The 9,343-nt window shown below is 67.4% G+C and carries 9 protein-coding genes; 6 read left to right on the top strand and 3 right to left on the bottom strand.

Annotated elements, in window-relative coordinates; translation table 11 throughout:
* Positions 1–552: 552 nt before the first annotated feature.
* The 5 genes from arfB (at position 553) to QW863_RS27720 (ending at position 4,111) form a co-directional block, all read left to right on the top strand.
* A complete protein-coding gene (arfB, locus tag QW863_RS27740; RefSeq protein WP_315716703.1) occupies positions 553–972 on the top strand; it encodes an alternative ribosome rescue aminoacyl-tRNA hydrolase ArfB in 420 nt (139 codons plus the stop codon).
* Between the two features lie 221 nt (positions 973–1,193).
* The gene (locus tag QW863_RS27735) at positions 1,194–1,511 is read left to right on the top strand and encodes a c-type cytochrome (RefSeq protein WP_315716717.1); all 318 of its coding nucleotides are present in this window, start codon (positions 1,194–1,196) and stop codon (positions 1,509–1,511) included.
* Between the two features lies 1 nt (position 1,512).
* On the top strand, positions 1,513–1,908 hold the full coding sequence (locus QW863_RS27730; protein WP_315716702.1) for a VOC family protein: 396 nt from the start codon (positions 1,513–1,515) through the stop codon (positions 1,906–1,908).
* A gap of 49 nt (positions 1,909–1,957) precedes the next feature.
* Entirely contained in the window at positions 1,958–2,506 is a 549-nt protein-coding gene (locus tag QW863_RS27725) for a gluconate 2-dehydrogenase subunit 3 family protein (RefSeq protein WP_315716701.1), read from the top strand.
* 36 nt (positions 2,507–2,542) lie between these two features.
* Positions 2,543–4,111, top strand: coding sequence for a GMC family oxidoreductase (locus QW863_RS27720; protein WP_315769343.1), 1,569 nt, complete (start codon positions 2,543–2,545; stop codon positions 4,109–4,111).
* A gap of 191 nt (positions 4,112–4,302) precedes the next feature.
* Here the strand turns inward: QW863_RS27720 and QW863_RS27715 are convergent, their stop codons facing one another.
* A complete protein-coding gene (locus QW863_RS27715; protein WP_315716699.1) occupies positions 4,303–4,614 on the bottom strand; it encodes a ribbon-helix-helix domain-containing protein in 312 nt (103 codons plus the stop codon).
* 200 nt (positions 4,615–4,814) lie between these two features.
* Here QW863_RS27715 and mutL point away from each other — a divergent pair, with 200 nt between their 5' ends.
* A complete protein-coding gene (gene mutL, locus QW863_RS27710) occupies positions 4,815–6,668 on the top strand; it encodes a DNA mismatch repair endonuclease MutL (protein ID WP_315716698.1) in 1,854 nt (617 codons plus the stop codon).
* Positions 6,669–6,703: 35 nt separating this feature from the next.
* Here mutL and rsmD read toward each other — a convergent pair whose 3' ends face one another.
* Together rsmD and QW863_RS27700 are read right to left on the bottom strand one after the other, a co-directional pair.
* Positions 6,704–7,258, bottom strand: coding sequence for a 16S rRNA (guanine(966)-N(2))-methyltransferase RsmD (gene rsmD / locus QW863_RS27705; protein WP_315716697.1), 555 nt, complete (start codon positions 7,256–7,258; stop codon positions 6,704–6,706).
* A gap of 9 nt (positions 7,259–7,267) precedes the next feature.
* Positions 7,268–9,343, bottom strand: a complete 2,076-nt coding sequence (locus QW863_RS27700; RefSeq protein WP_315716696.1) for a pseudouridine synthase — start codon at positions 9,341–9,343, stop codon at positions 7,268–7,270.

Raw genomic sequence — 9,343 nt, 5'->3', positions numbered from 1 at the left:
CCCGCGTTGACCGTTTCTTTCGAATGCCCATCGCAACCTCCTCATCGAGTGTTGCGACGACCAATTGAATCCGCCGGATGCCTCGGCTGAACCTGTGGTACCTGCCGCCTGCATTTTTTTCGCAGGCGGGCCATGGGTGCGGCCAGCGCCCGGCATTCCCCGCGCCCTCTGCATGCTCGCGAGGGACGAACTGATCGCAGACCTCGGGCATCAGATGCCGCGAGAACGCGCTGACATGTCGTCGCCTGCGGCCGCTGTTTGAACCGTGAATCCGCCTCGCACACCGCTGTCGTCCCGGACAAGCTGCGACGCGCGCCAGCGCGGCGCAGATCCGGCACCCATACGCCGCAGCCGACGTGAGGCGGGAGGTGTCAGCGGCCAGCCTGCCCCAAACTGCTCCCTGGGGTTATGGATCCCGGCGTTCGCCGGGATGACAGTGGAGATTCTGGCGGCGGTCTCGGGCCGCCAACCGCGCCTCGCCATGACGCCCCGCGCACACCTCCCCTAAACCCGCTATGGTGGGCGCGAAAACCTCGATTCCACTGGTGCCCCATGCTGCGGATCTCCCGCGACCTCGCCATCAACGAAGACGACATCGAGATCTCGTTCGTCCGCGCCTCCGGCCCCGGCGGCCAGAACGTCAACAAGCTGTCGACCTCGGCGCAGCTACGCTTCGACACGACCCGGATCACCCTGCCCGAGGACGCCGCCGCACGGCTGGCGCGGCTCGCTGGACAGCGCATGACCAAGAACGGCGTCATCGTCATCCAGGCCGAACGCTTCCGCACCCAGGAGCGCAACAAGGCCGATGCGATCGAGCGTCTCGTCACGCTGTTGAAGGAGGCGATGATCCGGCCGAAGGTGCGGCGCCCGACCAAGCCGACCTTCGGCTCCAAGCAGCGCCGGCTCGAAGGCAAGAAGATCCGCAGCGATGTCAAAGCGGGACGCGGCGGGCGCCGCTTCGACGATTAGTCCGCAACGCTGACATATCCTGCGACTAGACAAGTCCTGCGCACGCTTTGTTCCGGCCGAAACAGCCCGCTACTACCACGGCGCTCTCGCTGCCACCTAGTCTCATCAAAAATGATGAGAGAGGATCGATGTCGAGACGGCGTACGGCGCAAGAGCTGCTGATTGTTTTTGGACTAGGATGGTGCGGCGCAGTCCTGAGCACCACGATTGCATCGGCGCAGATGGCCTTGCCGTCGCCCAAGCCTGCCGACGGCGCGACCTTGTTCAAGCAGCAATGCGGCGTCTGCCATACGCTGAGCAGCGCCGAGCCGATGCGCCAGGGGCCGCCGCTGTCGAAGGTCGTCGGCCGCCGCGCCGGCTCCGTCGAAGGCTTCCGCTATTCGGCCGGCTTCGCGAAAGCTGATTTCACCTGGGACGAGACCAAGCTCGATGCCTGGCTGACCAACCCGCAAGAGCTGATCCCCGGCGCCGTGATGGCGTATCGCCAGGCCAAGCCCGACGTGCGCGCCGCGATCATCAACTACCTGAAGGACAATTGAGATGGCCAAACCCGTTCATTCCATGATCCGCGTGCTCGACGAGGCCAAGGCGCTCGACTTCTACAAGCGCGCCTTCGGCCTGGAGATATCAGACAATCTGCGCTTCGACGGCTTCGCGCTGATCTATCTGCGCCATCCGTCGTCGCCCTTCGAGGTCGAGCTCACCGTCAACTACGACCGCAAGGAGCCGTATACGCTCGGTGACGGCTACGGCCATCTCGCTGTCGTGGTCGACGATCTCGATGCCGAGCATGCCCGTTTCGAGCGCGAGAACCTGGCACCAGGCCCGTTGCGCGATTTCAAGCACAATGGTGCGACACTCGCGCGCTTCTTCTTCGTCACAGATCCCGACGGCTACAAGATCGAGGTCATCCAGCGCGGCGGCCGCTTCGGATGAGCCGCTGACCACGAAAATACACCAAACAAAAAACCAACGGAGGATACCCATGAGAGAAGTCGATCGCCGCAACAAATACGACCGCCGCGTCTTTCTCAAGGGCGCGGCCTCGACCGTGCCGGCCGCAGCCGTGGCTTCCGCGACCGGCCTTGGCATTGCCGATGCCTGGGCGGAGGATGCCAAGGCGCTGACGCCGGCGACGCTGAAGACGCTGGTGAAGGTCGCGCGCGACATCTATCCGCACGACTTCCTCGCCGACCGCTACTACATCACCGCGGTCAAGCCGTGGGACGGTAAGGCCGCGGAGGATGCCGCCGTGAAGGCAATGATCAATGACGGCGTCGCCCGGCTCGACCAGGACGCGCGTGACCGCCACAAGGTGCCTTACGCTCAGGTGCCGTGGGAGGCCGACCGCGTCGCGCTGCTCCAGGGCATCGAGCAGACGACCTTCTTCAAGACGCTCCGCGGCGACCTCGTGGTGTCGCTCTACAATCAGAAGGAGCTCTGGCCGAAGTTCGGCTACGAGGGCTCCTCCGCCGAGCATGGCGGCTACATCAACCGTGGCTTCTCCGACATCGACTGGCTGCCGAAAGCCTGACGCCGGCGAACAACAGAAAACACGGAGGAAACCACCATGGCAAAATTCGACCAGAACGATTCAAGCGTCGTCGTCATCATCGGCTCGGGAGCCGGCGGCGGCACGCTCGGCAACGAGCTCGCGCAGAAGGGCATCAAGGTCGTCATTCTCGAGGCGGGCAATCGCTACGAGATTCCCAACTTCATCAACGACGAATGGGAGAGCTTCACCCAGCTCGCCTGGACCGACATGCGCACGACATCCGGGACCTGGCGCGTGGCGAAGGACTTCGCCAACCTGCCGGCCTGGATCGTCAAGGCGGTCGGCGGCTCGACCGTGCACTGGGCCGGCGCCTCGCTGCGCTTCGATGAGCACGAGTTCAAGGCCCGCACCACCTATGGCGCGCTGCCCGGCGCGAGCCTGTTGGACTGGCCGGTGACGCTCGCCGAAATGGAACCGTGGTACGCCAAGGCCGAGTTCAAGATGGGCGTCACCCGCACCAACGACATTCCGGGCCTACCCGGCAACAACAATTTCAAGGTGCTCGAAGCCGGCGCCCGGAAGATCGGCTACAAGACCGTGCACACCGGCAACATGGCGATCAACTCGCAGCCGCGCGACGGCCGCGGCGCCTGCCAGCAGATCGGCTTCTGCTTCCAGGGCTGCAAGTCCGGTGCGAAATGGTCGACCCTGTACACCGAGATCCCGAAGGGCGAGGCCACCGGCAATCTCGAGGTGCGGCCCAACAGCATGGCGATCAAGATCGAGCATGACGCCTCGGGCAAGGTCACCGGCGTGGTCTATGCCGACGGTCAGGGCAAGATGCAGTTGCAGAAGGCCCGTATCGTCGCCGTCGCCGGCAACTCGATCGAGAGCCCACGGCTTCTGCTCAACAGCGCCTCGAACATGTTCCCGGATGGACTTGCCAACTCCTCCGGCCAGGTGGGGCGCAACTACATGCGGCACATGACCGGCAGCGTCTATGCGACGTTCGAGAACCCGGTGCACATGTATCGCGGGACCACCATGGCCGGCATCGTCCGCGACGAGGCGGCGTTCAATCCGAAGCGCGGCTTCGTCGGCGGCTACGAGATGGAGACGCTCTCGCTCGGCCTGCCGTTCATGGCCGCGTTCCTCAATCCCGGCGCCTGGGGCCGCAGCTTCACGGCGGCGATGGAGACCTATCCGCGCATGGCCGGCATGTGGCTGGTCGGCGAGGACATGCCGCAGGAGACCAACCGCATCACGCTCGATCCTGTCGCCAAGGACAAGTTCGGCATGCCGGTCGCCTCGGTGCATTTCGACGATCATCCCAACGACGTCGCGATGCGCGCCCACGCCTACAAGCAGGGCTCGGCGATCTACGAGGCGGTCGGCGCCACCGTGACCTACCCGACCACGCCCTACCCCTCGACGCACAATCTCGGCACCAACCGGATGAGCGAGAAGGCCAAGGACGGCGTCGTCAACAAGTTTGGCCAGACCCACGACGTCAAGAACCTGTTCGTCTCAGACGGCAGCCAGTTCACTACGGGGGCTGCGTGCAATCCGACACTCACCATCGTGGCGCTGGCGATCCGCCAGGCGGACTACATTGCTGGCGCGATGCAGAAGAAGGAGATTTGATTACCATCGGTATGGTGACGCAAAACTCTTGCGGCGATCTCGGTCAGCGCCTCCCCCGCTTGCGGGGGAGGTCGTATCGCATCGAAGATGCGATACGGGTGGGGGAACGCTCAGGAAAGACCGCCGATGTGGCGCCCCCACCCCGCCCTCCCCCGCAAGCGGGGGAGGGAGACGAGAGACCGCCCGAGTGGCTACTCGGCCGCGTCCATGATCGCCGCCGCGGTAAATTCCGGCAGCGTCGCAGTCGCCTTTGCCCGATAGATCAGACAGGAGCAGCGCAGCAGCGACGCAAAATTCTTCACCTCGCCGTGATGGTCGAGCACCTCGGCGTACAGCGTGGTCACGAACTTGGCGAGGCTCATGCCTTCCTTGGCGGCGATCTCCTCGAGCGTGTCCCAGAACGCCATTTCGAGCCGGATCGACGTGCTATGGCCGCCGATCCGCAACGAGCGGGTCTGCGACTCATAATCGCGCTGAGGCTGGTGTGCGAACAGATGGCACATGGGCTTCCTCCGGCTGATCGTTATTTTTGCGAAACGATATACTGGCCCCGCCCGCCTCACAATCCCGTTGGAGAAGGTTGCTTTTCTCTGCCGCAGCGCATGAAAAAAAAGCTATTCTCACCCCACATTTGCAACGTGACCGCCGCAGCGCCGCGCGCCTTCAATATCCAAGCCAGCCAGCTTTCAAGTTCGTTCGCACCATGCCCGTCCGCCAGCTTCCCGAACAGATCGTCAACCGCATCGCCGCCGGCGAGGTGGTCGAGCGGCCGGCGAGCGTCGTCAAGGAGCTGGTCGAGAACGCGATCGATGCCGGCGCGAGCCGCATCGACATCTTCACCGACGGTGGCGGCCGGCGAAAGATCGCGATCACCGACGACGGTGGCGGCATGACGGCGGCCGATCTTGCGCTCGCGGTCGAGCGCCACGCGACATCGAAGCTCGACGACGAGGACCTGCTGCAGATCCGCACCCTCGGGTTCCGCGGCGAGGCGCTGCCCTCGATCGGCTCGGTGGCGCGGCTGTCGATCACGACGCGGCACAGGAGCGAGCCGCATGCCTGGGCGCTCGCGGTCGATTGCGGCGACAAGTCGCCGATCGTGCCGGCCGCGCTGAACCAGGGCACCCGCGTCGAGGTCGCCGATCTCTTCCACGCCACGCCGGCCCGGCTGAAGTTCCTCAAGACCGACCGCACCGAGGCCGAGGCGATCCGCGAGGTGGTGCGGCGGCTGGCGATGGCGCGGCCCGACATCGCCTTCACGCTGGCCGGCGAGGAGCGCGCGCCGGTGACCTGGGCCGCCGCGCTGCCCGGCGCGCCGGGCCAGCTGACGCGGCTCGGCGACATCCTCGGCGCCGACTTCCGCAGCCATGCGATCGCCGTGCGCAGCGAGCGCGATCATGTCGTGGTCGAAGGCTTCGCCGCGGCACCGGCGCTGACGCGCGCCAATGCGCTTGGGCAGTATCTGTTCGTCAACGGCCGCCCGGTGCGCGACAAGCTGATCCTCGGCGCCGTGCGCGCAGCCTACGCCGACTATCTGCCGCGCGACCGCCATCCTGTCGTGGCGCTGTTCGTCACACTCGATCCGCGCGAGGTCGACGCCAACGTGCATCCGGCCAAGACCGAGGTACGCTTTCGCAATGCCGGCCTGGTCCGCGCGCTGATCATCCACGCGTTGAAGGAAGGTCTCGCCCGCGAAGGCCGCCGCACCGCGGCCAATGACGGCGGCGCGACCATCGCCGCGTTCCGCCCGGCCTTCGCGCCGCCGCGGCCCAACGTCGGTCCGATGAATTGGGACTGGCAGCGCTCGCCGTCGGCGCCGGCGATGCCGCATTTCGGCGGCTCCGTCCCTGCGGCGGCGCCCTCGCCAGATCTCGGGTCGTTCGGGCTTGCGGAATCCTCTCAAGCGGCCTTCGACGTCGGCACGCCCCGCGCCGATCTTCGGCTGCACGAGCAGCCGGCCGCGCCCGACCTGCTCGACCGTCCGCTCGGCGCTGCGCGCACCCAGATCCACGACACCTACATCGTGGCGCAGACCCGCGACGGCCTCGTCATCGTCGACCAGCACGCCGCCCATGAGCGCATCGTCTATGAGCGGCTCAAGGCCTCGCTCGCGGCGCATGGTGTGCAGCGGCAGATCCTGCTGATCCCGGACATCGTCGAGCTCGATGAAGCCACCGTCGAGACGCTGCTCGCGCGGACTGATGAGCTTGCCTCATTCGGCCTCGCGATCGAATCGTTCGGTCCCGGCGCGGTCGCGGTGCGCGAGACGCCGTCGCTGCTCGGCAAGATCGATGCGGCGGGGCTGCTGCGCGATCTCGCCGAGCACATGGAGGAATGGGGCGAGGCGCTGCCGCTGGAGCGCCGCCTGATGCACGTCGCCGCTACCATGGCCTGCCACGGTTCGGTGCGCGCCGGCCGCCGCCTCAAGCCGGAAGAGATGAATGCGCTGCTGCGCGAGATGGAGGACACGCCCAACTCCGGCCAGTGCAATCACGGCCGCCCGACCTATGTCGAGCTCAAGCTGGCGGATGTCGAGAAGCTGTTCGGGAGGAGATAGCGCCGACGCCCTCCGCAACGAGCCCTTCGCAAGGATCAAGAGCCACGCAAGAACACGAACTCGGTGTCGTCATAGGCGCGACGCTCGAGCTCTTCGAACCCCTCGGGCGCCTTGAACGCGGCGGCCTTGGACTCTTCCACCACGAGCAGCGCCGATGGCACCAGCCAGCCGCCGTCGCGCAACGAGGCCAACGCCTTCTCGGCCAGACCCTTGCCATAGGGCGGATCGAGAAACACCAGCGAGAACGGCTCGACCGGGCGCGCCGGACCGAGATTGGTGGCATCGCGGCGGTAGACCTTGGTGACACCGCCGAGGCCGAGCGCCTCGACATTGTTGCGCAGCAACGCCCTTGCCTCGGCGCCGTTGTCGACGAACAGCGTGAACGCCGCGCCGCGCGAGGCCGCCTCGATGCCGAGCGCACCGGTGCCGGCAAACAGGTCGAGGACGCGTGCGCCCTCGATCGGATCCTCGTAGGCGTGCACGAGGATGTTGAACAGCGCCTCGCGCAGCCGGTCCTGCGTCGGCCGTATGTCGCGCGAGGCGGGCGAGGCGATGTTGCGGCCCTTCAGCCGTCCACCGACGACACGCATCGCACCACCCTACTCGTCCTGCGGCGTGATATCGCGCTTGCCGTGATAGCCGCGCTTCGGCCGCCGCGGCGGCCCGGGAAAGCGCGCCTCGGCCTCGTGGCGCTCGCGTGCCTCCTCGCTGCCCGTGCGCTGAACCAGCACGCGCCGGCCCTTGCGGTCGGCGACGACCTCGCGCTTCGGCTTGGGCTTCGGATCCGGCAACGGCTCGCGATTACCCTTGCCAGCCGGACCGAGATCGGCGCCCGACTGCGCGATGACCTTCTCGCCGAGCTGCTCGCGCAGCACCCGCGTCTTGACCTCCTGCACCTCGCCCTCGGGCAGCTCCAGGAGCTGGAACGGACCGTAGGAGACGCGGATCAGGCGGTTCACCTCGAGGCCGAGATGGGCGAGCACGTTGCGCACCTCGCGGTTCTTCCCTTCGCGGATCGCAACGACCAGCCAGACATTGGCGCCCTGGTCGCGCTCCAGCGTCGCTTCGATCGGGCCGTATTTCACGCCGTCGACCTCGACGCCTGCGGCGAGCTGGTCGAGCTGCGCCTGCGTAATCTCGCCATGGGCGCGGACACGATAGCGGCGTGTCCAGCCGGTGTCCGGCAGTTCGAGCACACGCGCCAGCCCGCCGTCATTGGTGAGCAGCAGCAGCCCCTCGGTATTGAAATCGAGCCGGCCGATCGAGATCAGGCGCGGCAGCCCTTCCGGCAGATTGTCGAACACGGTCGGGCGCCCCTCGGGGTCGCTGTGCGTCGTCATCAGCCCGCGCGGCTTGTGGTACAAAAACAGCCGTGTGCGCTCACGCTCCGGCAACGGCGCGCCGTCGACCTGGATCACGTCGTTCTCGGTGACGTCGAGCGCCGGCGAGTTGATGATGCGGCCGTTCACGGTGACGCGGCCCTGCGTCACCATCTCCTCGGCATCACGGCGCGAGGCGAGGCCGGCACGCGCCAGCACCTTGGCGATGCGCTCGCCAGCCTTGCCGGGCTTCGGCGCCTCGTCGGGCACGACGCGCTTGGTGCGCTTGTCGGTCTCGGGCTTGCGCTCGCGATACGGACCGCGGCCGCCGAACGCCGGGCGCTTGGCGAAGACCCGGCTCTCGTCCTCATTGTCGCGGCGCGGCCGGTCGGCGAAATCACCACCCCGACCTTCGCCACGCGGATGCTCCTGCCACTCGCTGCGGCCTTCGGGGCGTTGACGCGGGCGATCGAACTTGCGGTCGTCGCCGCGATCGCGCGGCCGGTCGAATTTCGGACGGTCGGATGTGGGCCGGTCGAACTTGGGACGGTCGAAGCTGCGCGCACCATCGCGGGGCGGGCGGGCGCTGCGCTCCGGACGATCGCCGCCCTCACGCTTCTGCCAGGGCTTGGACTCGCCGCGGGCCGGACGGTCGCCGAATTCCTTGCGCGGACCGCGCGGGCCGGCACCGAACTTGCGCTCGCCGCGATCGCCGTCAGCTCCGCGGGAAAATGTCTTCTCGCCGCCGAACTTCCGCTCCGGCCGATCGCCACGCGGCGGCCGGTCACCGAAGCTGCGCTCGGCGCGCGGACGGTCGCCGCGATCGCGGGCGCCCCCGCTGCGCGGCGTATAGGGGCGCTTCTCACCGTCACGCTCGCGTGGCGCGTAGGGCTTGCGTTCGCCGAACTTGCGCTCGGAGGATCGCGTCGCCGGACGGGCCTCGTCGCGATCGGTGCGCGGCGTGTAGGGACGCTTGCCGCCGCCACCCGCGTCACGGTCGAATTTCGGCCGGTCGCCGCGCGGCTTGAAGGCGCGCTTCTCGCCGTCCTCGCCCCGCGGTGGACGCGCGGCAAACGGACGGTCGCCGCGCGGACGCTCATCGCGGTTGAAGCGCGGCTTGTCGCCAAAGGATTTGCGCGGCGCACCGCCGTCGTCGCGGCGGCGCGGCGCACGGCCCTCGTCGAACGAGCGCTTGCCCTTGGCCCCCGCCGCCTTGTCGCCGAAGCCGCGTTTGGCGAACTTCTTCTCCGGGCCCCGCGCGGCGCCCGAGCGTCCCTTAGTCCCTTCGGAACGCCCCCGCGGGGCGCCGCCGCGGCGGCCGCGGGAATCGTTGTCTTTGTCGGTGTCGCGGGGCAT

Origin of the sequence: Bradyrhizobium sp. SZCCHNR1017 (assembly GCF_032381375.1) — a bacterium.
Lineage (GTDB): Bacteria > Pseudomonadota > Alphaproteobacteria > Rhizobiales > Xanthobacteraceae > Bradyrhizobium.
Note: the sequence above shows the minus strand (reverse complement) of the source record. Positions and strands in the feature narration are given on the sequence as shown.